General features: G+C 71.7%; 16 protein-coding genes, 1 pseudogene and 1 riboswitch. Of the genes and pseudogenes, 4 read left to right on the top strand and 13 right to left on the bottom strand.

Features of this window, described 5'->3' with window-relative positions:
• Window positions 1–26: 26 nt before the first annotated feature.
• The 3 genes and pseudogenes from ACFZCP_RS17535 to ACFZCP_RS17525 form a co-directional block, all read right to left on the bottom strand.
• Window positions 27–2,387 carry an ATP-binding protein gene (locus tag ACFZCP_RS17535; RefSeq protein WP_391427884.1) on the bottom strand — a complete coding sequence of 787 codons (2,361 nt, stop codon included), beginning with the start codon at window positions 2,385–2,387 and terminating at the stop codon, window positions 27–29.
• 434 nt (window positions 2,388–2,821) lie between these two features.
• Window positions 2,822–3,041 (bottom strand): annotated as a pseudogene (locus ACFZCP_RS17530) (IS5/IS1182 family transposase); the annotation flags it as partial.
• Window positions 3,042–3,323: 282 nt separating this feature from the next.
• Window positions 3,324–4,520 carry an MBL fold metallo-hydrolase gene (locus ACFZCP_RS17525; protein ID WP_391427882.1) on the bottom strand — a complete coding sequence of 399 codons (1,197 nt, stop codon included), beginning with the start codon at window positions 4,518–4,520 and terminating at the stop codon, window positions 3,324–3,326.
• A gap of 184 nt (window positions 4,521–4,704) precedes the next feature.
• Between ACFZCP_RS17525 and ACFZCP_RS17520 the strand changes: the two genes are divergently transcribed.
• Window positions 4,705–5,883, top strand: coding sequence for a Glu/Leu/Phe/Val dehydrogenase dimerization domain-containing protein (locus ACFZCP_RS17520; protein WP_391427881.1), 1,179 nt, complete (start codon window positions 4,705–4,707; stop codon window positions 5,881–5,883).
• A 405-nt stretch (window positions 5,884–6,288) separates the two neighbouring features.
• Window positions 6,289–8,187, top strand: coding sequence for an AMP-binding protein (locus ACFZCP_RS17515; RefSeq protein ID WP_391427880.1), 1,899 nt, complete (start codon window positions 6,289–6,291; stop codon window positions 8,185–8,187).
• Between the two features lie 10 nt (window positions 8,188–8,197).
• On the opposite strand, the gene ACFZCP_RS17510 is transcribed toward ACFZCP_RS17515, so the two are convergent.
• Together ACFZCP_RS17510 and ACFZCP_RS17505 are read right to left on the bottom strand one after the other, a co-directional pair.
• On the bottom strand, window positions 8,198–9,031 hold the full coding sequence (locus ACFZCP_RS17510) for a sterol desaturase family protein (protein WP_391427879.1): 834 nt from the start codon (window positions 9,029–9,031) through the stop codon (window positions 8,198–8,200).
• A 1-nt stretch (window position 9,032) separates the two neighbouring features.
• The gene (locus ACFZCP_RS17505) at window positions 9,033–9,746 is read right to left on the bottom strand and encodes a GntR family transcriptional regulator (RefSeq protein ID WP_391427878.1); all 714 of its coding nucleotides are present in this window, start codon (window positions 9,744–9,746) and stop codon (window positions 9,033–9,035) included.
• Between the two features lie 233 nt (window positions 9,747–9,979).
• On the opposite strand from ACFZCP_RS17505, the gene ACFZCP_RS17500 reads away from it, so the two are divergent.
• Complete coding sequence (locus ACFZCP_RS17500) at window positions 9,980–10,600, top strand: TetR family transcriptional regulator C-terminal domain-containing protein (protein WP_391427877.1); 621 nt, start codon at window positions 9,980–9,982, stop codon at window positions 10,598–10,600.
• Window positions 10,601–10,662: 62 nt separating this feature from the next.
• On the opposite strand, the gene ACFZCP_RS17495 is transcribed toward ACFZCP_RS17500, so the two are convergent.
• The 3 genes from ACFZCP_RS17495 to ACFZCP_RS17485 form a co-directional block, all read right to left on the bottom strand.
• Window positions 10,663–11,448, bottom strand: a complete 786-nt coding sequence (locus ACFZCP_RS17495; protein ID WP_391427956.1) for a GDSL-type esterase/lipase family protein — start codon at window positions 11,446–11,448, stop codon at window positions 10,663–10,665.
• Between the two features lie 257 nt (window positions 11,449–11,705).
• Window positions 11,706–12,722, bottom strand: a complete 1,017-nt coding sequence (locus ACFZCP_RS17490; protein ID WP_391427876.1) for a peptidoglycan DD-metalloendopeptidase family protein — start codon at window positions 12,720–12,722, stop codon at window positions 11,706–11,708.
• 4 nt (window positions 12,723–12,726) lie between these two features.
• Window positions 12,727–12,923, bottom strand: a riboswitch (cyclic di-AMP (ydaO/yuaA leader).
• A gap of 270 nt (window positions 12,924–13,193) precedes the next feature.
• On the bottom strand, window positions 13,194–15,278 hold the full coding sequence (locus ACFZCP_RS17485) for an alpha-galactosidase (RefSeq protein ID WP_391427954.1): 2,085 nt from the start codon (window positions 15,276–15,278) through the stop codon (window positions 13,194–13,196).
• Between the two features lie 171 nt (window positions 15,279–15,449).
• On the opposite strand from ACFZCP_RS17485, the gene ACFZCP_RS17480 reads away from it, so the two are divergent.
• Window positions 15,450–16,247, top strand: a complete 798-nt coding sequence (locus ACFZCP_RS17480) for a tyrosine-protein phosphatase (protein ID WP_391427875.1) — start codon at window positions 15,450–15,452, stop codon at window positions 16,245–16,247.
• A gap of 28 nt (window positions 16,248–16,275) precedes the next feature.
• Here the strand turns inward: ACFZCP_RS17480 and ACFZCP_RS17475 are convergent, their stop codons facing one another.
• The 5 genes from ACFZCP_RS17475 to ispG all read right to left on the bottom strand — a co-directional run bounded on the left by ACFZCP_RS17475 (window position 16,276) and on the right by ispG (window position 21,864).
• The gene (locus ACFZCP_RS17475) at window positions 16,276–16,398 is read right to left on the bottom strand and encodes a DUF6126 family protein (protein ID WP_391427874.1); all 123 of its coding nucleotides are present in this window, start codon (window positions 16,396–16,398) and stop codon (window positions 16,276–16,278) included.
• Window positions 16,395–17,018, bottom strand: coding sequence for a helix-turn-helix domain-containing protein (locus ACFZCP_RS17470; protein WP_391427873.1), 624 nt, complete (start codon window positions 17,016–17,018; stop codon window positions 16,395–16,397). The genes ACFZCP_RS17475 and ACFZCP_RS17470 overlap by 4 nt, the downstream gene beginning before the upstream one ends.
• 264 nt (window positions 17,019–17,282) lie before the next feature.
• Window positions 17,283–18,668 carry an aminotransferase class III-fold pyridoxal phosphate-dependent enzyme gene (locus ACFZCP_RS17465; protein ID WP_391427872.1) on the bottom strand — a complete coding sequence of 462 codons (1,386 nt, stop codon included), beginning with the start codon at window positions 18,666–18,668 and terminating at the stop codon, window positions 17,283–17,285.
• Window positions 18,665–20,713: a 1-deoxy-D-xylulose-5-phosphate synthase gene (gene dxs / locus ACFZCP_RS17460; protein WP_391427871.1), complete on the bottom strand. Its 2,049-nt coding sequence runs from the start codon at window positions 20,711–20,713 to the stop codon at window positions 18,665–18,667. Before dxs ends, ACFZCP_RS17465 begins: the two co-directional genes overlap by 4 nt.
• Window positions 20,714–20,748: 35 nt before the next feature.
• Window positions 20,749–21,864 (bottom strand): flavodoxin-dependent (E)-4-hydroxy-3-methylbut-2-enyl-diphosphate synthase, encoded by a 1,116-nt coding sequence (ispG, locus tag ACFZCP_RS17455; protein ID WP_391427870.1) that lies wholly within the window; start codon window positions 21,862–21,864, stop codon window positions 20,749–20,751.
• Window positions 21,865–21,866 lie beyond the last annotated feature (2 nt).

Genomic DNA, 21,866 nt, shown 5'->3' with positions numbered 1-21,866 from the left:
GGGGAAGCGCTCGGAAACGGGGGTGGTCATCGGGCCGGTGTGCTCCCGTCGGTCCGGCCGGTGCCGTGGAGGCCGTCGGACGCGGGCGCATGAGCGTGCGCCTGGCGTATGGGGGCCGATTCCCTGGAGGGAGTGTGCAGGGAGGTTGCCTCCGGGGAGCCGGTGTCCCGGTGCGCCGGAGTGACCGGAGTGAAAGGGTCGGGATCCAGGTGTCCGGACCCCACCTGTCCCGAAGCCGTACGGGGCGGCTCTCCGGGCAGTGACCGGGTGAGTGCCGGGTCCCTGGGTGCCGGGTCCCTGTGTGCCGACTCCGGGTGGCCGGAGTCCCTGTGCGGGGAGGCCTGGTGCGCGGAATCCATGTAGGCGGACTCCATGTACGCGGACTCCATGTACGTGGACTCCACGTCCGCGGACTCCACGTGCGCGAACTCCACGTGCGGGACGGTGGTGTGCCCGGACTCCATGTGCGGGACATCCGTGTGGTCGGACTCCATGTGCTGTTGTGCCTCGGCGAGGCCGACCCCGCGCTGGAAGGCCGCCATCAGGCCCGGGTCGTGGCCCGCGACGGTCTCGGAGTCCTGCCGGGGGGCCGGACCGCCCCGCAGCTGGGGCACGATGTGCTCCTGGGCACGGCGGCGCGGCAGTTGGGGCTTGCCCATGGTGCCGCGCACCGCGCCGCCGCGCGGAGTGGGCACGGTGCCCGCGTTCGCCTCGACCGCGGCCCGGTCCTCGGCTCTGATGCCGGGAACCGCCTCCGCGGGGTTGGGCCGCTGCATGTGGGCGCCGCGCACGGGGAGCGGGTCCGGCGCGCCCGGGCCCTGCGCACTCCCGTGCTGCGCGCCCTCACTCCGGGCGGTGCCATCGCCTTGGGACCCGCGCTGCGCGTGCCGCCGCCGACCGGTGCCCGGGGCCTGTCCGGCCCCGCCCCGCCCTGCCGTGTCCGGCTGCCCGGCCACTGTTCCCGTCCCGGCCGTCCCGCTCCCGTCGGTCGCCGTTCCCGACCCGGCGGTCGCCTCGGCCCGGACCTGGTGGTTCTCCGGAGCGCCATGGTGCGCCTGCATCGGCCCGGCGTCGCCGGTGGCGCCCCGAGCCGCGGCGGCCGCGTGCGGGGGCGGGGGTACGGGCGACTGACCGGTCGAGGCCGGGCCCTGCGGCTGCGCCGCGGCCCCGGGCAGGCACGGCGCCGTGCCCAACAGGGCCTGCGGGACGACGAGTACCGCCTGCACACCGCCGTAGATGTTGGTCTGGAGCCGGACGGTGATGCCGTGCCGGCGGGCGAGCTGGGAGACGACGTAGAGGCCGATGCGGCCGTCGGCCAGCAGACTGGCCACGTTGACCTGGTCCGGGTCGGCGAGCAGGGCGTTCATCTTGCTCTGCTCGCCGACCGGCATGCCGAGTCCGCGGTCCTCGACCTCCACGGCGAGCCCGGAGGTGACGAGGTTGGCCCGGAGGAGCACCTGGGTGTGCGGGGCGGAGAACACCGTGGCGTTCTCGACGAGTTCGGCCAGCAGGTGGATGACGTCGGCGACCGCGTGGCCGCGCAGTTCTCCGTCGATGGGCGGCACCAGCTTGACCCTGGAGTACTGCTCGACCTCGGCGATGGCGGAGCGCAGCACCTCCGTCATGCTCACGGGGTTGCTCCACTGCCGCCGGGAGACGGCACCGCCGAGCACGGCGAGGTTCTCGGCGTGCCGCCGGATGCGAGTGGCCAGGTGGTCCACGTGGAACAGGCCCTTGAGCAGGTCCGGGTCCTCGATCTCGTTCTCCAGCTCGTCGAGGATCGAGATCTCCCGGTGCACCAGGGACTGGAGCCGCCGCGCGAGGTTGACGAACACCTCCAGCTTCTGTTCGTTGCCGGCCTGGCTGGAGAGCTGGGCGGCCTGTACGACGGCGGTGACGGCGCCGTCGTACGCCCGGGCCAGATCGGCGGCGAGCAGTTCGAAGTCGTCGGCGTCCTCGGGCGCGCGGCGGCGCTGCCCCCGCTGGCGCGGCGTCTCGCCGCGGCGCAGGGCCTCGACGAGGGCGCGCAGTTCGGCCTCTCCGCGGGTGGCGCTGCGGCGCAGGGCGTCGACGCGGTCGTGGACCGAGCGGGCGGCGCGGTCCGCGGCGACGGCGGCGATCAGGATGCCCGCGACGGTCACCGCGACCGCACCGGCGAGCACGGCCCACAGGGTGATGCCGGGGCGTGCGCCGGTGGAGCGCACGGTGAACAGGACTGCCGCAGTGCCGCTGAGTGCCACCGCGACGGGCGGGAGCACGGCGAGCCGCATGAGCTGAGGCCGTATGTGCGTCTCGGGCAGTGCGGGAGCGGTTCGGGCGACCGGTCTCCCGTGCCGGCCGCCCTCTTGGCGGTCGGCACGGGCGGCCGGTGCGCGGAGGTGAGACATCTGCGTCCTCGTACTGGTCCGTCGGGCTGCCATCCGGACACTCACAGTAGTCGCCTGAGCATCACGTGCGGTGGGCAGTTGACAAAGTCACCCGGCCAGGGTCCCGCTCTGGTATGAGGCTTCGTACGACAGACCGATAAACGCGCCCCATGCATCCGACTGACCCGAAAGAGATCGAAACGACCTGTTCAAAAGCGGTCAACGAGGCGAGCGGGCACTCCAGGGGTCCATGACCGTCCGGGCTCCATCAGGCACCCTCCCTCCGCAACGGGCCGCCCGCCACCCCCACCACCCGGACCCGCCCCAGGTCGTCCGTCCCCACAAAAATGTCACGGAGAGTGTCAGCATTGGCCTCGACTCCCGTCTTCGCTCGGTCACCGACGGCGCAGCCGTCAGTCGGTGCGGTCGAGCCCCGTACGCATGCCCCGCTCCGTGCCTTCGTGTGCGATCACCATGGTGTCGCCGAGGGCTGTCTCGGCTTCGGACTCCTCCCCCGCCTTGCCGTCGTTGCAGTTGGCGGGCGCAGGCCGGCCGACCGGCACGACGGGCCGGGTGTCGGCGTCGATGACGACCTGGTGGTGGGTGGGGTACCGGTAGTTCTTCGACTGCTCGGCCGTCGCAGGAGTCGCGGGTGGGCACCAGGGTGCCGTCCACGTCGGCAGAGGGCTGCCCAAGACGGCTCCGACGCCGTGATCACACCAGCCACGACAGGAACGTTCCACCCGCCGCTTCGTCTGACCTGGATTCTCTCAACGCCGAGTTCGTCGGTTGCGGAGAGCCCAGCCATCCGCGGACCGCTCATGCCACGGTGACTGCGGGACGTTCTTCGACGAGGGAATCCCGTCGAGACCATGCGTGGACGCACAAGGACGGGGGAAGGCCCGTTCGAAGACGGCTATGGCGGCGTGCATTCCTGTGCCGGGGCAGCATCCGGCGTCAGCGGTCACCCGCCATGTCGAGATCACCGCTGAGCTTGTCGTCCGAAACCACTTCGGCGATCCTGGGCCGCCGCCACGGATGCCCGACGGGCTGGGACACAGCCCTCCACCACCGGTCGGCGGGCAGCTTGCCCGTGGGCTCGAAGGGCTCGCCCGGCCGGGGCAGCGCCACCGCCTGGCCGACCTCCTCGGCCTCGTCCCGGGTCCACTCCCCCGGCTCGGCCCAGGCGTGCGGGGCGAGATTGAAGGTGCCCCAGTGGATCGGCAGCAGCACGCCGTGCGGCACCCCGCCCTGCAGGTCGAGGTGGGCACGCAGCCCCTCCTGCGGGGTCATGTGGATGTCGGGCCAGAACTCGCTGTACGCGCCGATCTGGATCATCGTGGTGTCGAAGGGGCCGTGCTCGGCGCCGATCTCCTTGAAACCGTCGAAGTAGCCGGTGTCGCCGCTGTGGTAGATCCGGTGCTCCTCGCCGGCCACGACCCAGGACGCCCACAGTGTGTGCTGGGTGTTGCGCAGGCCGCGGCCGCAGAAGTGGCGCGCCTGGGTCGCGGTGAGGGTGAGCCCGCCGATCCGCGTCGACTCGTGCCAGTCGAGCTCGTGCAGCCGGTCCGGGGAGACGCCCCAGTGTTCGAGGTGGGCACCGACGCCGAGCGGCACGGCGAACACCGTGTCGGTACCGGCCAGCGCCTTGATCGAGGGCAGGTCGAGATGGTCGTAGTGGTCGTGCGAGATGACCACCACGTCGACCGGTCCGAGCGCGGCCAGCGGCAGCGGCACCGGATGCAGCCGCTTGGGCCCGGCGAACGGGAAAGGGGAGCAGCGCTCGCCCCAGACGGGGTCGAACAGCACCCGGTGGCCGTCGATCTCCGCGAGCACGCTGGAGTGTCCCATCCAGGTCACCCGCAGGCCGTCGGCCGGCGGCTTGGCCAGGTCGGCGAGGGTGGTGGGGTGCACCGGGACGGTGCCGCGGGGGGCGCGCAGGGGCCGCGTCTCCTTGTCCAGGAACACCTTGGCCAGGTCCACCATGGAGCCGGAGGGGCGGGTACGGGCGAGGCCGCCCGGGTTCTGGAAGACGCCGTCCTTGAAATGGGGGGAACGGCGGATGCGCGCGAGGCGCTCACCGCTCGGTTCCGCGCCGAAGGCCTCGGGCTGAAGTGCGCGGAGCCCGGAGCTCAGGGAACGCAGACCGGTCACGGTACCTCCATGTGGAGTCGCTGAGGCCCTCCATTATGGTCGGCCCCTCCGACAGGTCCGGTGCCGCATGGGTCACAGGCGGCCGACCGCCCCACGCTACTGAACGAACATTCAGCACGTTGACACGCCGCCCGCCACCTCCGAATACTGACTCATGATTCAGTAAACACACCCGGGAGATCCCATGACCGCCCCCCTGATGTCGCTCGTCTGGACCGACCACGTCACCGGTCGGCAGGGCTTCCTGGTCGTCGACCGGCTGGTGCGGGGTGTGGCCAGCGGAGGACTGCGCATGCGGCCCGGCTGCACCCTCCGGGAGGTCACCGGACTGGCCCGCGGCATGACGATGAAGGAGGCGCTCCACTACGACCCGGCCGGCCGCTACGTCCCCCTCGGCGGCGCCAAGGGCGGCATCGACTGCGACCCGCGGGACCCGGAGGCGTACGGGCTGCTGGTGCGCTATCTGCGCGCCATGCGGCCGTACATCGAGAGCTTGTGGACCACCGGGGAGGACCTGGGCCTCACCCAGGAACTGGTGGACCGGGCGGCCGCCGAGGCGGGACTGGTCTCCTCCATCCAGGCCGTCTACCCCCTGCTGGACGACGAGACGGCCGCCCGCAAGCGGCTCGCGGACGCCTTCGCGGTCGAGGTGGACGGCATCGGCCTGGACGAGCTGGCGGGCGGCTGCGGGGTCGCCGAGTCGGTGCTCGCCGCCCTGGACCGGGCGTCGGTGCCGTACAACGGTACCCGGGTCGCCGTCCAGGGCCTGGGCACGATGGGCGGGGCGACGGCGCGCTTCCTGACGCGCGCGGGGCTCACGGTCGTGGCCGTGGCCGACGTCCAGGGGACCATCGCCAACCCGGGGGGCCTGGACGTGGAGGCCCTGCTGGACGCGCGGGACGCGTACGGCACCGTCGACCGCTCGGCCCTGCGTCCCGGCGACCGTGAACTGCCCGGCGACGCCTGGCTGTCCGCCGACGCGGAGGTGCTCGTGCCCGCAGCGGTGTCGTACGCGATCGGCACCGCCGAGCAGGAGCGGATCACCGCCCGCTGGATCGTCGAGGCCGCCAACATGCCCGTCCGGCCCGAGGCGGAGGAACTGCTCGCCGCGCGCGAGGTGATCGTGCTGCCGGACGTGGTGGCCAACTCCGCCACCAACGCCTGGTGGTGGTGGACGCTGTTCGGTGACATCGGCCCGGACGCCGACGAGGCGTTCACGCACATCCGCCGCTCGATGCGCGCCCTGATCGACCTGACGCTCACCCGCGCGGAGACCGACGGGACCACCCCGCGCGCCGCGGCCCACGCGCTGGTGACGGACCGGTTGCGGGTGATCGCGGAGCGCTTCGGCTGGTATCGCTGACGGACTTCGGGGGTGGACCGTCGGGGGACTCCGGGGGCTTCGGGGGCTTCGGGGGGCCGACGGGGGACGCCGGGGGCTTCAGGGGGCCGACGGGGGACCTCGGGTGGCACCGCCGGCGGCCGTCCCGACGGGGGACTTCGGGGGGGCCGACGGCGGCGCGGGCGAGACGCCCCCCGACCCCGGGCATCACCGGTGGGGCGCGTTCGGCGACACCGGGACGAGAGGCGCGTGATGCTGGATACAGGCGCCGGACGCAGTGCCGCACGGCTGCTCGGCCCGCCGGCACGACCCGCCGGTGACGGAGCCCACAGGGCACCGTCGGCGGGTTGAGGAGCCGTGCGCAGCGACGCGCGGCACGCTGCACAGGCGAACAGGCGCAGGGACGAAGAGAAGAGGGGAAACGCAATGCCAAGCACTCTCGAAGAGGGCGGATACCTCGCCGCCTACCGGCGCAGCCTGGAGGATCCGGAGGGCTTCTGGCTGGACGCCGCCCGCGCCATCGACTGGGAGACGCCGCCCGGCCGTGCACTCGACTCCTCGCGCGCGCCCCTGTACGGCTGGTTCCCCGACGGGCGGCTGAACACCTGCCACAACGCTCTCGACCGTCACGTCGACAACGGCCACGGCGACCGCGTCGCGCTGGTGTACGACAGCCCTGTCACCCAGACCGTGGCCTCCTACACCTATCGCGAGCTGCGGGACGAGGTCGCGCGCTTCGCCGGTGTGCTGAGCGGCCTCGGGGTGGGCGAGGGGGACCGTGTGGCGATCTACCTCCCGATGATCCCGGAGGCCGTCATCGCGATGCTGGCCTGCGCCCGCATCGGGGCCGTGCACTCGGTGGTCTTCGGCGGCTTCGCCGCGCACGAACTGGCGACCCGCATCGACGACGCCCGCCCGAAGGTGGTCGTCTCCGCCTCGTGCGGCATCGAGCCGACCCGCCTGGTCCCCTACAAGCCACTGCTCGACGCCGCCCTCGCCCGCACCCGGCACCAGCCGGACCACTGCGTCATCCGGCAGCGCCACCAGCTCCCGGCCGAGCTGACCGAACGCGACATCGACTGGGACGAGGCCATGAGCAAGGCGGCCCCGGCGGACTGCGTCACGGTCGGTTCCCGGGCCCCGCTGTACGTGCTCTACACCTCCGGCACCACCGGCCGGCCCAAGGGCGTGGTCCGGGACAACGGCGGCCACGCCGTCGCCCTGCGCTGGTCCATGGAGAACGTCTTCGGTGCCGGACCCGGCGACGTGTTCTGGGCCGCGTCCGACGTCGGCTGGGTGGTCGGCCACTCGTACATCGTCTACGCCCCGCTGCTGACCGGGTGCACCACGGTGCTCTACGAGGGCAAGCCGGTCGGCACCCCGGACGCCGGCGCGCTGTGGCGGGTCGTCGCCCAGCACGGGGTGAACACGCTGTTCACGGCGCCCACCGCGATCCGTGCCGTCAAGCGGGAGGACCCGCAGGGAACCCTGCGGCGCGCGCACGACACCAGCTCGCTGCGTCATCTGTTCCTCGCCGGGGAGCGTCTGGACCCCGGGACCCAGCACTGGGTGGGCGACCTGCTCGGCATCCCCGTGATCGACAACTGGTGGCAGACGGAGACGGGCTGGCCGATCGTGGCCAACCCCGTCGGCCTGGATCCCCGGCCGGTCAAGCCGGGTTCCGCCACCGTGCCGATGCCCGGATACGACGTACGGGTCCTCGACGCGTCGGGCCGCGAGGTGGATGCGGGCACGGACGGGGCCGTCGCGATCCGGCTCCCCCTGCCGCCCGGCACGCTGACCTCGCTGTGGGGCGACGACGAGTGGTACGTGCGCTCCTACCTCTCCGCGTACGAGGGCTACTACCTCTCCGGGGACGGCGGGCACAAGGACGCGGACGGCTACGTGTTCATCATGGGCCGCACCGACGACGTGATCAACGTCGCGGGGCACCGCCTGTCCACCGGTGCCCTGGAGGAGGTTCTCGGCGGACACCCGGACGTCGCGGAATGCACCGTCGTGGGCGTTGCCGACGCGCTCAAGGGCCAGGTGCCGCGCGGCTTCGTCGTCCTCAAGGCGGGCACCGTGCGAAGCCCCGAGGACGTCGCGGCCGACCTCGTGGCCTCGGTGCGCGAGACCATCGGCCCGGTGGCGGCGCTGCGCCGCATCGACATCGTCGCCGCACTGCCCAAGACCCGGTCGGGGAAGATCCTCCGGCGCACCATGCGGGAGATCGCCGACGGCAACGACCCGGAACTCCCCTCCACCATCGACGATCCGGCCGTGCTCGACGCCCTGCGTCCCGTGCTGCGCGGCGAGGTCTGAACCCCGGCCGTCATCCGTCCGCCCGGGGCTTCCAGCCGGGCGGGCCGAGCAGGTGGCCGGCGCGGTCGCGCCAGCACCGCGCCGCACATACGTCCTGCCAGACGGCGGCGAACTCGTGGAAGGCGACCCGCACCGGATTGTAGGTGCCGATGTTCTTGGTCAGGCCGTACCGCACCTGCTCGCCCTCGGGCTCGAAGGTGCCGAAGATCCGGTCCCAGACGATGAGGATGCCGCCGTAGTTGCGGTCCAGGTAGGCGCGGTTGGAGCCGTGGTGGACGCGGTGGTGGGAGGGTGTGTTGAAGACCCACTCCACGGGCCGCCACAGCCTGTCCACCCGTTCGGTGTGCAGGAAGAACTGGTAGACCAGGCTGAAGGACTGCTGGAGCAGGATCATCCACGGCGGAATGCCGAGCAGCGCCAGCGGCAGCCAGAACGGCAGGCCCGTCATCGGCGTCCAGCTCTGCCGCAGGGCGGTGGAGAGGTTGAACCTGAGGCTGGAGTGGTGCACCACGTGGCTCGCCCACAGCACCCGGACCCGGTGATGCGCGCGGTGGAACGCGTAGTACGCCAGGTCGTCGGCGAAGAGCAGCAGCACCCAGGTCCCCACGGAGGAGGCCGACAGGTGCCAGGGAGCGACGGTGTACAGGGCTGCGTACACCACGATCGTCACGGCTTTCCAGGGCAGCGCCACGACCTGGCTGCCGGCCCCCATGGACATGCTGGTCACGGTGTCGCGCAGTTCGTAGCCGCGCTCGTCGTCGTCCGGGAGGAAGCGGTAGGAGAGGGCTTCCACGACGACGAGGAGCACGAATGCGGGTATCGCGTAGAAGACTGCCGGGATCACGTCAGCGCACCGCCTTCCGGGGCGTCACGGGAACACTGCGGGACAGCAGCTCGCGCGCCAGCCGCTCCGCCGCGCCGGACTCGCGTGCCGTGATGTGCGATGCGAGCCTCACATGGGCCTCGACGTCGAGGAGTTCGGCCGTGCGCAGGTCGTCGGGGACGTCGGCGACCGGGAGCGTGCCGCCGGTCAGGCTGTTGAAGGCCAGCAGATAGGCCAGGTTCCCGGATCCCTCCACGATCAGCCGCCACCAGGCGACGTCCGCCTCCTCCAGCTCGGTCAGATCGGGTCCCCCGGCCAGGTATCGGTCCGTGGCCTCGGCGAGCCTCCCGGCGGTGCGGTCGGAGCACCGGATGGCGCACAACCGGGCCGCGTCGGCGCCGATGCACGCCCGCATTTCCAGGGCGTCACGGGCCAGGTCCGCCACCGAGGGTCCGCCGTCGGCCGCAGCGATCCCCAGGGCGAGGTCGAGGCCGGCGGTCTGCCGCCAGTCCAGGACGAGCGTGCGCCCGCCGTGGCTGACCTCGACGAGCCGTGCCTGCTGGAGGCGTTTGACGGCCTCACGGACCGCGTGCCGGTTCACGCCGAACTCGGCCGCCAGGTCTCTTTCCGCGGTGAGCGCCGACCCCGATGCCAGTTCCCCGCCGAGGATCCGGTCCCGCAGGAGAACGAAGAGCTGGTCGGAAACGGCCTCACGACGGATGCGCCGCTGCGTCATGGCCGACAGAGTGGACCCCACCCGGTCACTGGTCAACTGGTTGGACCAGATGGGGGAGCCCGGGTTCCGGCAGGCGCTGAGTGCGAGGGTCCGGCTCGGTCCGGAGGGGTCCGGGGTCCGGGGTCCGGCAAACACCGAGTGCGGCGTCCGGCTCGGGCCCGGCGGGCGTCCGATGCACCACCGCGGAAGCCGGCACAGCCCACCGGGGTGAACGGGCAGGCTAGGGTGACCGCGTGGCGAGAGTGCGGTTGAGTGTGGCCGAGCGGCGGGAGGAACTGCTGCGGGCGGCCATCGGGCAGATCGAGGTACGGGGTGTGGCGGCGGTCAGGATCGCCGACGTCGCCTCTGCCCTCGGTGTGAGCAATGCCCTGGTCCTGTACCACTTCTCCACGAAGGAGAAGCTGGTTGCCGCCGCGTTCGCCCGCGCGGCCGAGGACGATCTGGCGCATCTGCGGGGGCTGCTGGGGCGGCGGACGTCCGCGCTGCGCCGGCTGCGGGCGGCGGTGCGCTGGTACGCGCCCACGGGCCAGGCCAAGGGCTGGCGGCTGTGGATCGAGGGCTGGGCCGCGGCGCTGCGGGAACCCGCCCTGCGGGAGGTCACCCGCGACCTGGACAGGCAGTGGAAGGCCGCGATCACCGAGGTCATCGCGGAGGGGGTGGCGGCCGGCGAGTTCGTGTGCGCCGACGCGGCTGCGGCGGCCCTGCGGCTGACCGCGCTCCTGGACGGGCTGGCCGTGCAGCTGACGTCCTATCCGGGCGCGGTGCCGCGCTCGCGGGCGCAGGCCTGGGTGGACGATGCCCTGGCCCGTGAACTCGGTCTGGAGCGCGAGGCGTTGACCGCGCCGACGCGGTGAGCGGGCCGCACACGCGTGCCCCGCACCGCTGAGCCTGCGGCACGGGGCACGGGTGCAGGCCGTCAGGCCACCGACGCGATCCTCATCTTGATGTCGTCCGGCGACAGGGTGCCCTTCGCCGTCACATGGTCCCCGGAGGACTCGCCGCGCAGTCGGCGGCCGATCCACGGCACGAGGTACTCGCGGGCCCAGTGGACGTCGTCACGGCGGATCTCCAGGGTGCCCCGGGGCGGGAGCGAAGGCCATGCCTGCTCCGGGTCGGCCGGGACTTCGAGCCCCAGGGCCTGGCCGGCCCGCAGGGCCACGCGGGTGTGCCCCTCGGGCGACAGGTGCAGGCGGTCGTCGTCCCAGGCCCTGCGGTCCTGGACGGACTTGAGGGACCACAGGTCGAGCACGGGGCACCCGTACCGGTCGGCGATGGCGCGCACGTGCCCGTTGTAGGTGGCGATCTTGCCGCGCAGGTGCTTGAGCAAGGGGACGCCACGGGTGTCGAAGCCGGTCGTCACCAGGACCGTGCCGACGGCCTCGGTGAGCTGGGACACGGCCCGCTCGAAACGCTCGGCCACCTCGTCGGGGTCGGTGCCGGGCCGGATGATGTCGTTGCCGCCCGCGCAGAAGGAGACCAGGTCCGGGGCCAGTTCGACGGCCTGCTGAAGCTGGTCGGCCATGATCTGGTCGAGCAGCTTTCCGCGTACGGCCAGGTTCGTGTACACGAAGTCGCCCTCGGGCCGCCGGTCGGCGAGCAGCACCGCGAAGCGGTCGGCCCAGCCTACGAACGCCCCGTCGGGCCCGGGGTCGCCGACGCCCTCGGTGAAGCTGTCCCCCACCGCCACGTACGACCCGATCACTGATGTGTTGTCACTCTTCGAATCGTCTGCCACGGCGGACCATGATTCACCCTCGGATGTGACCTACGCGACCGTAATACGGGGTTGACGAGCGGTGACATAAGACACTTTTGAAAGTGACCGATCCCGGAATAAGGCCCTGGTCACAGGCGTTGACGGGCTGAACAGCCGTGCAGGACGCCGAGGGCCGGACCCGGGGATCGGGTCCGGCCCTCGGCGGCGTGTCAGGAAGGTGGGGCGAGGCGGTCGCCGGTGGCTCAGCCGACGGCGACGCCGTGCGCGCGGAGGTAGCCGACCGGGTCGACGTCCGAGCCGTAGTCCGGCGTGGTCCGGATCTCGAAGTGCAGGTGCGGGCCGGTCACGTTGCCGGTCGCACCGGACAGGCCGACCTGCTGGCCCTCGGTCACGGTCTGGCCGGCCGAGACGGACAGCTGGGAGAGGTGGGCGTACTGGGCGTAGTAGCCGTCGTTCAGCTTGATGACGACCTGGTTGCCGTACGCGCCGCCCCACCCGGCGGAGACGACGGTGCCGGCGGCGACGGCCTTGACCGAGGTGCCGGTCGGGACGACGAAGTCGACGCCGGTGTGGTACCCGCTGGACCACATGCTGCCGGGCACGTGGTAGCCGGTGCCGACGGTGGCACCGGTGACCGGGAGGGTGTAGCCGGTGTCGGGGGTGGTGGCGGCCCCGGAGGCCTGGCCGGCCGGGGACGTCTGCGCGGCGACGCCGGAACCGGAGGCCTGTGCACCGGCGTCCGACGACTGCGTGGCCTGCGCACCGGCGTCCGACGACTGAGAGGGCTGCGCACCGGCGTCCGACGGCTGATAGGTCTGCGCGGGCCGGGAGGGCCGGGCGGGCTCGGTGTGCGCCGGGGCGGCCTTCGCGCCGAGCGACAGCTTCAGGCCCGGGTGGATCAGCGAGGGGTTCTCGCCGACGGCCTGCCGGTTGTCCGCGTAGAGCCGGTGCCAGCCACCGCGGACGTTGTGCTCGTCGGCGATCTTCGCCAGCCAGTCGCCGGGCTTCACCGTGTAGCTGTGTGCGCCCGAATTCCGCTGCGCTGCAGCCTTTTTCACAGCCGCCTTTTCCGCGACGTCCTTTTCCGCGTGCGGAAGCGACTGCACGGCTTTTCCGGAAACTGTCTGGGGGGTGGCGGCGTGTGCTCCGGCGGCCCCCATGAGCGGCAGAGCCAGCGCGGCGCCGCCGGTTCCGGCGACGGCGATCGAGCGGGTGAAACGCCGGGGCTTCGGGCGTCGGTGCTTACCCTTCGCGGGCATGGCGCGTTCCTCTCCGGCGCCTGCGAGGTGAGCTGTCGGGTTCGGACTGGAGCTGTCCGGCCGCGCGCTGCACGGCTGCACCCCAAGCCTGTCGCGGAGACCGGGACAGGCTGTCGTACCTGGTGGGTCCCCCGCTCCTGCCGCGCACGGGTCATGGGTGTGGGGACTCCGGGCGGCGGCAGGATTCGGCGTTCCGTCCGGATTGATGGCGAACGTAAGCGAGCAAGACGCAGCCGGACAAGCGGCAGGTTCCCGGCGTAGGTTCCCGAGGTGATCGAATTCGGGAATTCACGGTCACCCTCCGTGAATTCCCCCGTCGGGAGCCCTTTCACATTCCGTCGCCCGTACGAGAATTACGTGGACATGACGCGCGACACACGGTCACGGATATGACGCTCCTCACGCGCCGGCGCGCCACATTCGCCCATTCCAGAGCGAGTTGCAATGAAGGCCTCAATTCAGGCAGAAGGCTCAGATGCGTCGAAGACGGAGAACTCTCGCATCCAGGTCACCCGTCAGCCCCGTGCGCAGTCCGTGGTGCAGCAATACGGCACCGCGGTGCACTTCGCCCGTTTCGCGGCATTCATACTGTGCGGCCGGATCGAGGCCCCGCAGCCGCAGCGCCGGTACCGGCTCGCCGTAGTGCTGCGCCTGGAGGCAGGCGAGGACCACGGTCTCGTCCCCGAGGACGTACTGCACGGCGCTCAGGCCACCCGTCGGAGGGCGCAGCCGGTAGAGGTCGCCACGCTGGACGACCGGACGGATCTCCTTGTAGAGGCTCACCCATTCGCCGGCCTCGGCCAGCTCCTCGGCGGTCCACTCGGTGAGGTCGCCGCCGACGCCGAGCACTCCGGCCATCGCGCTGACGAAGCGGAACCGAAGCGAGCTGACCCGCCCGTTGAGCTGCGCGTTCGGACTGTCGGTGACCCAGGCGGCCATGACCCGCGCGGGATGGATCTGACTGAAGCCGTGCTGGATGGCGAGCCGGTCGAGAGGGTCGGTGTTGTCGGAGGTCCACACCTGGTCCGTGCGGCTGAGCACACCGAGGTCGATCCGGCCACCGCCGCCCGAGCAGGACTCGAAGGCGACGTGGGGGTGGGCGGCACGCAGCCGGTCCAGCAGGGCGTACAGGGCGCGGACGTGGTCGACCCACAGGCGCTGCGGGTACGGCTCCCCCGACCAGCCGGCGTCGGTGAAGCAGCGGTTGAAGTCCCACTTCACATAGTCGATGGGCGCGCCGGACAGGAGGGTGTCCAGCTGTTCCCAGAGGTACTCCTGGACGTCCTCACGGGCGAGATTGAGGACGAGCTGATTGCGCAGCTCTGTCCGATTTCGCCCCACTTGATACTGAACCCAGTCGGGGTGGGCGCGGTAGTGGTCGCTGTCGGGGTTGACCATCTCGGGCTCGACCCAGATGCCGAACTGCATGCCGAGGCCGTGCACCTGGTCGGCGAGGGGCTTGAGGCCGTGCGGGAAGCGGTCGGGGTTGGGTGTCCAGTCGCCGAGCCCGGCCCGGTCGCTGGTGCGGGCGCCGAACCAGCCGTCGTCCACGACGAACAGCTCGACACCGATTCCCGCAGCCAGCCGGGCGAGGGCGGCCTGCTGCTCCTCGGAGATGTCGAAGGTGGTCGCCTCCCAGGAGTTGAACAGCACCGGCCGGTCCCGCTCCGCGTCCGGGACGACATGCGCCCGCTGGTAGGCGTGCCAGGCACGGCTGGCCCCGCCGAAGCCGCCGTCGCTCCACAGGCCCGCGAAGACGGGAGTGGTGTACGACTCCCCCGGCTGGAGGAGCAGCAGGCCCGAGTCGTCGTAGCCGGCCCCGCCGGTGATCTGGACGCGCGCGTCCGGGAGTTGGGCGACGGCGATGCGCCAGGATCCGGACCAGCCGAGCGCGCAGCCGTAGACCTCGCCGCGTTCCTCGGTGGCGTCGGTGTCGAGCGCGACCCAGGGCAGGTGCTGGTGGCCGGTGTGGCCGCGGCGGCTGCCGATGATCTTCTCGCCGTGGGTGAGGGGGGCGGTCGTGAGCAGGGACTCGGCGGCCCAGCGGCCGTGCAGCTGGGACAGCCGCCAGCCCTCGCGGTCCGGCAGGGTCCAGGTGGCCGCGTCGGCACGCAGCAGCTCCACGCGCGCGTGCGCACCGTTCTCCACGGTCACCCAGCGCTCCACCACGTCGCCGCGCATCCGGTAGTGCAGCGTGACGGCGATCCCGTCGTCGTCGAAGCGCAGCCGCAGCTCTTCGCCGCCCGCACCACCCTCGGTGTCGTGGGTCACGAAGCGCCACTCGGTGCCGCGCCGTTCCCCGGTGCGTACGGACAGGGCCGGGCGGACGAAGCGGGGCCCGCCCTCCACGGGGTACTCCTCGCGGCCGTCGAGCGGGGACTCGAAGGGCCAGTAGGCGGGCAGCGGGCCGGCCGCCAGGGCTTCGGCGTCGGCGAGCGTGATCCGTGGTCCCCAGTGGAGGTGCAGCAGTTCGTCCGCGTCGGTGAGATGCAGCGCATAGCTGCTGGTGGGCCCGGACAGGAGCCACGTGCGACCGTTTTCGGCGATGTCCGCCATCGAGACCTCACAGGTGCCAACAGATCCGCTCAAGTGCGAACATCATCGGGCCCTGCGGCCCCTGGTGGCAACGCCTGTGAGCAACTCATTGCCTGAGGAAATCGATGTCGTATCGTCGACTGAGCGCCCGTCGACGAACCGTGCCGGCGGGGCCGACTGGGAGGAGTCCCCGTGACGCAGCAGGTCCCCTCGACCGAGCCCGAGCTGGCCGGAGTGCGCAATTTCCGTGACGTGGGCGGGCTGCCGGCCGAGGACGGACGGCGGGTGCGCCACGGAGTGCTCTTCCGCAGCGGCCACCTCGCGCACGCGACCGAGGACGACGCGGCCTTCCTCGCCTCCCTGGGCCTGCACACGATCTTCGACTTCCGCAACGCGGCCGACCAGAAGCTGGAGGGCCCGGACGTCGAGCTGCCCGGCGTGCAGAACGTGAACCTGCCGCTGAGCGACCCGGCGGACGGCGCCGAGTTCTGGAAGATGGTCCGCGACGGCAACATCGACCAGCTGCGTGGCATCCTCGCGGACGGCAGGGCAGCGGACCGGATGATCACCTCCTACCGGACGATCGTCAAGGAGCGCACCGCCGAGCACTCCCGGGTGCTGCACGCGCTCGCCGGGGACAGCGTGCCCGCGCTGATGCACTGCGCCGCGGGCAAGGACCGCGCGGGCATCTCGATAGCCGTCACCCTGCTCGCCGTGGGCGTGGAGCGCGAGGCGATCGTCGCCGACTACCTGGAGTCCAACGCCAAGCACCGGCGCTACAAGGTCCGCCGCAACGGCAACCCCGACACCGCGTACACACCCGAGGTGATGGAGCTGCTCAGCCCGCTCTTCGACGCGCGCGCCGAGTACCTGCAGGCGGCGTTCGAGAGCATCGAGGAGACGTGGGGCGGTGTCGACACCTACCTCGGACAGGGCCTCGGGCTCGCCCCCGCGACCCGCGAGCGGCTGCGGGAGCGCCTGCTCGACTGAGTCCGCCCGGCTCCCGTTCCGGCTCCCCTCAGCCCTTGGCCCCGACCGTGAACAGCAGGTAGAGGAACGCGGCAAGGACGTGGCCGAGCGCGATGTAGATGATGAGGCGGATCCACAGGGTGCGGGGGAACTTCTCCTCGAAGTTGCTCATGGCATCTCTCCGGTCTGGGGGCCCAGGCACAGCGTGGCCGTGGGGCTCTGCAGCAGGGTGTGGACGAACAGCAGCTCCACGCCGTCGTGGTCCTCGGCGGCGAGGCGGTGCGGGGTGAGCGAGTCGAAGTGCGCGCTGTCGCCGGGCCCGAGCAGGTGCGCGCTGTCACCCAGGCGCAGTCTGAGCCGCCCCTTGAGGACGTGGAGCCACTCCTCGCCGGGGTGGACGCGCACCATGTCGCCCTGGGTGCCGTACGGCACCCGGACGCGCAGCGCCTGCATGGCGCGGCCGCGGCCGCCGGCCTGGATGTACGTCCAGCCGCCGGCGCGGGTCGGCTCCATGTCGGCGGCGCGTACGATGGCGTCCCGTTCGGCGACCGTCTCGCCGAGCAGCTCCGACACCGTCGTACCGTAGATACGGGCGAGCGCGAGCAGCATCGGAAGCGAGGGCTGGCGCTGCCCGGTCTCCAGGCGGGACAGATGGGCCGGCGAGAGGCCGGCGGACCGGGCCGCGGCCTCCAGGGTCAGGCCGGTGCGCCGACGCAGGGCGCGCAACTGCGGCGCCACGGCGGGCAGGTCGTCGCCCTCACCCGCCGGTGACGCGCCTTCTGAGGCGTTCATGCTTCCATTGAGGCGCACTTTTGCCTGAGCGGCAATTTTCTTGCCTCTGAGGCAAAGTGTCCCCGATCTTCCCGCGGCGACGCGCGCCAGGACCCTCAAGGCCCTGCAGGCCGGACCGCCCGGGCGGCGGGAACTGGAACGACAAGGCCGACACCTTCCCGGTCAACCGCGCGTAGGAGACGCCTTGAGCACCGGGGTACGGCTCCGTCGCACGAGCGGCGCAGCCGTACCCGTCCGGTCTCCGGAAGCGGGCTGCGTCCGGGGTCAGCGGTTCGCCACCGCCTGCTTGATCAGAGTCTTGCCGAAGTCCCACATCAGGCCGCCGCCGCTGTGGGCGTCGTCCATCACGGCCGTGAAGGCGTCGAGGAACCGGTCCACGTCGGCCTCGTCGATCACCAGCGGCGGGATCAGCTTGATCACCTCCAGGTGGTCGCCGGAGACCTGGGTGAGGATCCGGTGCCGTTGCAGCAGCGGGACGACGACCATCTGGGCGAACAGGCCCTTGCGCGCGGCCTGCAGCATGGTCCAGCGGCTGCGCAGCTTCAGCGACGCGGGCCTGCCGAACTCGATGCCGATCATCAGGCCCCGGCCGCGGACGTCGGCGAGCAGCTCGTACTTGTCGGTCAGCGCGGTCAGCCGGGACTTGAGCAGGTCGCCCGTCGTGCGGACGCCGGCGACGATCTGCTCGTTCTCCATGACCGAGAGCACGGCGAGGCCGGCCGCCATGGCCTGGGCGTTGGCCCCGAAGCTCGCCGAGTGGACCAGGACCCGGTCCATGGACGAGTAGACCTTCTTGAAGATCCAGTCCTTGCCCAGGGTGGCGCCGACGGGGACATAGCCGCCCGACAGCGCCTTGGCCACGCACACCAGGTCGGGTTCGACGCCGTCCTCGTGCTGGTAGGCGTAGAAGTCACCGGTGCGGCCGAGACCGGTCTGCACCTCGTCGGCGATGAGCAGGGCCTTGTGCCGGTGCAGCAGTTCCTGCGCGGCGCGCAGATGGCCGGGCGGGGCCTCGTGCACGCCCTTGCCCTGGATCGGCTCGACGATCAGGGCGGCGACGTCGCCCTTCTTCAGCTCCCGGGCGAGGGCGTCGAGATCGCCGAGGGGCACGGCGGTGTCGGGCAGCAGCGGGGCGAAGCCGTCACGGAAGCCGTCCTCGCCGTTGACCGACAGAGAACCGGTGGTCAGGCCGTGGAAGGCGTGGTCGCAGTAGAGGACGCGCGGCCTGCCGGTGGCGTACCGGGCGAACTTCAGGGCGGTCTCGACGGCCTCCGTGCCGCTGTTGCCGAAGAACACCCGGTCCAGGTGCGGGCTGTGGGCCAGCAGCCGTTCCGCGAGCAGACCGGGCAGCGGCTGGCAGTCGAAGCGGGTCAGATCGGCGAGATTCAGGTCCAGGACGTCGTGCAGCGCCTTGCGGACGACCGGGTGGTGACGGCCGAGGCCCATCACCCCGAACCCGGCGAGCATGTCCAGGTAGTCGTTGCCGTCCGCGTCGTAGAAGTGGGCGCCCTCGGCGCGCTCGTAGACCTTGTCGAAGCCGATGGTGTGCAGCATGCGCGGGAGCTGGGGGTTCAGGTACTTCGCGTGCAGCTCGTAGCGCTCGGCTCCGCGTCCGGCGACGAGGGCCCCGAGGTCGAACTCCGTGGTCATTCAGCTCTCTCCTTGACTGTGCCCCCCGGGTCGATGACGGCGGCACCGGCGTCCAGGCCGACGAGGCCCGCGTCCGCGTCGGCGGCACCGGCATCCGTGACGGCCGGGCCCGCGTCCTTGACGGCGGCACCTGCATCCTCGGCAGCGGCGCCGGTATCCGTGACCGCCGGGCCCATGTCCGCGACGGCCAGGCTCGCGCCGATGCGTCCCGCGATCTCGACGGGCGTGAGCCCGATGTCGGCCAGGACCTCGCCGCGCTTGGCGTGCGCGAGGAACTGCTCCGGAATGCCGAACCGCCGTACCGGCACGTCCACGTCCGCGTCGCCGAGGGCGAGCGCCACGGCCGAACCGACCCCGGCGGCCCGGCTGTTGTCCTCCACCACGGCCACCAGCCGGTGCTCGGCGGCCAGCCCCGGCAGGGCCGGGTCGACGGGCTTGACCCAGCGCGGGTCCACGACCGTGCAGGTGATGCCCCGGGCCTCCAGCAGGTCGGCGGCCTGCAGACACACCGGGGCCATCACGCCGACGGCCACCAGCAGCACCCGCGCGCGCTCACCGCGGTGCAGGACGTCCATGCCGCCGACATGGCCGATCGCCGGAACCTCCGGTCCGACGGACTCCTTGGGGAAGCGGACCAGGGTCGGCGCGTCGTCCACGGCGACGGCCTCCCGCAGCTGGGCGCGCAGCTGGCCGGCGTCGCGCGGGGCGGCGATCCTCAGGCCCGGCACGACCTGCAGGACGGACATGTCCCACATGCCGTTGTGGGAGGCCCCGTCCACACCGGTGACACCGGCCCGGTCCAGCACGAAGGTCACCCCGCAGCGGTGCAGGGCGACGTCCATCAGCAGCTGGTCGAAGGCACGGTTGAGGAAGGTGGCATAGACGGCGACGACCGGATGCAGGCCCCCGGTGGCGAGACCGGCCGCGGAGACGGCCGCGTGCTGCTCGGCGATGCCGACGTCCCACACCCGGTCGGGAAAGCGCTCGGCGAACCGGCCGAGTCCCACCGGGTGCAGCATGGCCGCCGTGATCGCCACGACGTCCTCGCGCTCCTCACCGATCCTGACGATCTCGTCCCCGAACACCGAGGTCCAGGACGGCCCGCCCGAGGGCGCGAGCGGCTCGCAGGTCAGCGGGTCCATCACGCCGATGGTGTGGAAGTGGTCCTCCTCGTGGGCGAGGGCCGGCTCGTAGCCGCGGCCCTTCTCGGTGAGGCAGTGGACCAGGACCGGCCCGTGGAAGCGCTTCGCCCGGCGCAGCGCCGACTCGACGGCCTTGATGTCATGGCCGTCGATCGGGCCGACGTACTTCAGCCCCAGGTCCTCGAACATGCCCTGGGGGGCGAAGGCGTCCTTGAAGCCCTTCTTCGCGCCGTGCAGGGACTCGTACACGGTGGGTCCGACGACCGGGGTCCGCAGCAGGACGTCCTTGCCCCAGGCGAGGACCTTCTCGTAGCCGTCGGTGGTGCGCAGGGTGGCCAGGTGGTTGGCGAGGCCGCCGATGGTCGGGGCGTACGACCTCTCGTTGTCGTTGACGACGATGATCAGCGGCCGGTCCTTGGCGGCCGCGATGTTGTTGAGCGCCTCCCAGGCCATGCCTCCGGTGAGTGCCCCGTCGCCGATGACCGCGACGACGTGGCCCTTCTCCCCCTGCACCCGGCGGGCCTTGGCGAGGCCGTCGGCCCAGCCCAGCGCCGTGGAGGCGTGGCTGTTCTCGATGACGTCGTGCTCGGACTCCTCGCGCGAGGGGTAGCCGGACAGGCCCCCCTTGCCGCGCAGCTTGGAGAAGTCCTGGCGTCCGGTCAGCAGCTTGTGGACATAGCTCTGATGGCCGGTGTCCCACAGGATGCGGTCCACCGGTGACTCGAAGACCCGGTGGAGCGCGACGGAGAGTTCCACCACCCCCAGATTGGGTCCTAGGTGCCCGCCGGTTCTCGTCACCGCGTGCACCAGGAACTCACGGATCTCTGCGCACAGTTCGCCGAGTTCCGCCTCGGACAGTGCCTTCAGCTCGCGTGGTCCCCGGATGCTCTCCAGAATCGTCACGCTCGGCCCCCTCTCGGTCCGTGCCCTGCCTCACATCACTTCGTCCGGTCGGCCAGCTTCATGGCTTCCTCGATGAGCGTCTGAACGATCTTCGACTCGGGCACGGTCCTGACGACCTCGCCCCGGACGAAGATCTGCCCCTTCCCGTTGCCCGAGGCAACTCCGAGGTCTGCCTCGCGGGCCTCGCCCGGACCGTTGACCACACAGCCCATCACCGCGACCCTGAGCGGCACGTCGATGCCGTCCAGTCCTGCCGTGACCTCGTCGGCGAGCCTGTAGACGTCGACCTGGGCGCGCCCGCAGGACGGACAGGAGACGATCTCCAGGCGCCGCTGCCTGAGCCCCAGGGACTCCAGGATCTGGATGCCGACCTTGACCTCCTCGGCGGGCGGGGCCGACAGGGAGACACGGATGGTGTCCCCGATGCCCCGCGACAGCAGCGCCCCGAACGCCACCGCCGACTTGATCGTGCCCTGGAACGCCGGGCCCGCTTCCGTGACCCCCAGGTGCAGCGGGTAGTCGCACGCCTCGGCGAGCTGCCGGTACGCCTCGATCATCACCACCGGGTCGTTGTGCTTGACGGAGATCTTGAGGTCCCTGAAGCCGTGCTCCTCGAAGAGGGAGGCCTCCCACAGCGCGCTCTCGACCAGCGCCTCGGGGGTCGCCCTGCCGTACTTCTGCAGCAGACGGCGGTCCAGGGAGCCTGCGTTGACGCCGATCCGCACCGGGGTGCCGTGGTCCTTCGCGGCCCGGGCGATCTCCTTCACCTGGTCGTCGAACTTCTTGATGTTGCCCGGGTTCACCCGTACCGCCGCGCAGCCCGCCTCGATGGCCGCGAAGACGTACTTCGGCTGGAAGTGGATGTCCGCGATCACCGGGATCTGCGACTTGCGGGCGATGGTCGCGAGCGCGTCCGCGTCGTCCTGCGTGGGGCAGGCGACACGGACGATCTGGCAGCCGGACGCGGTGAGTTCCGCTATCTGCTGGAGGGTGGCGCCGATGTCCGACGTCCGGGTCGTCGTCATCGACTGCACCGACACCGGGGCTCGGCCCCCGACCGCCACCGGCCCGACGTGGATCTGACGCGACGCGCGCCGCGGTGCGACGGGCCGGGCCGGTACCTCGGGGACGCCCAGGGGGACGGCGGTCATGG

It is taken from the genome of Streptomyces sp. NPDC007971 (genome assembly GCF_042958635.1).
GTDB lineage: Bacteria > Actinomycetota > Actinomycetes > Streptomycetales > Streptomycetaceae > Streptomyces.
The sequence above is the reverse complement of the archived record's forward strand: the minus strand, read 5'-3'. Positions and strand labels throughout refer to the sequence as shown.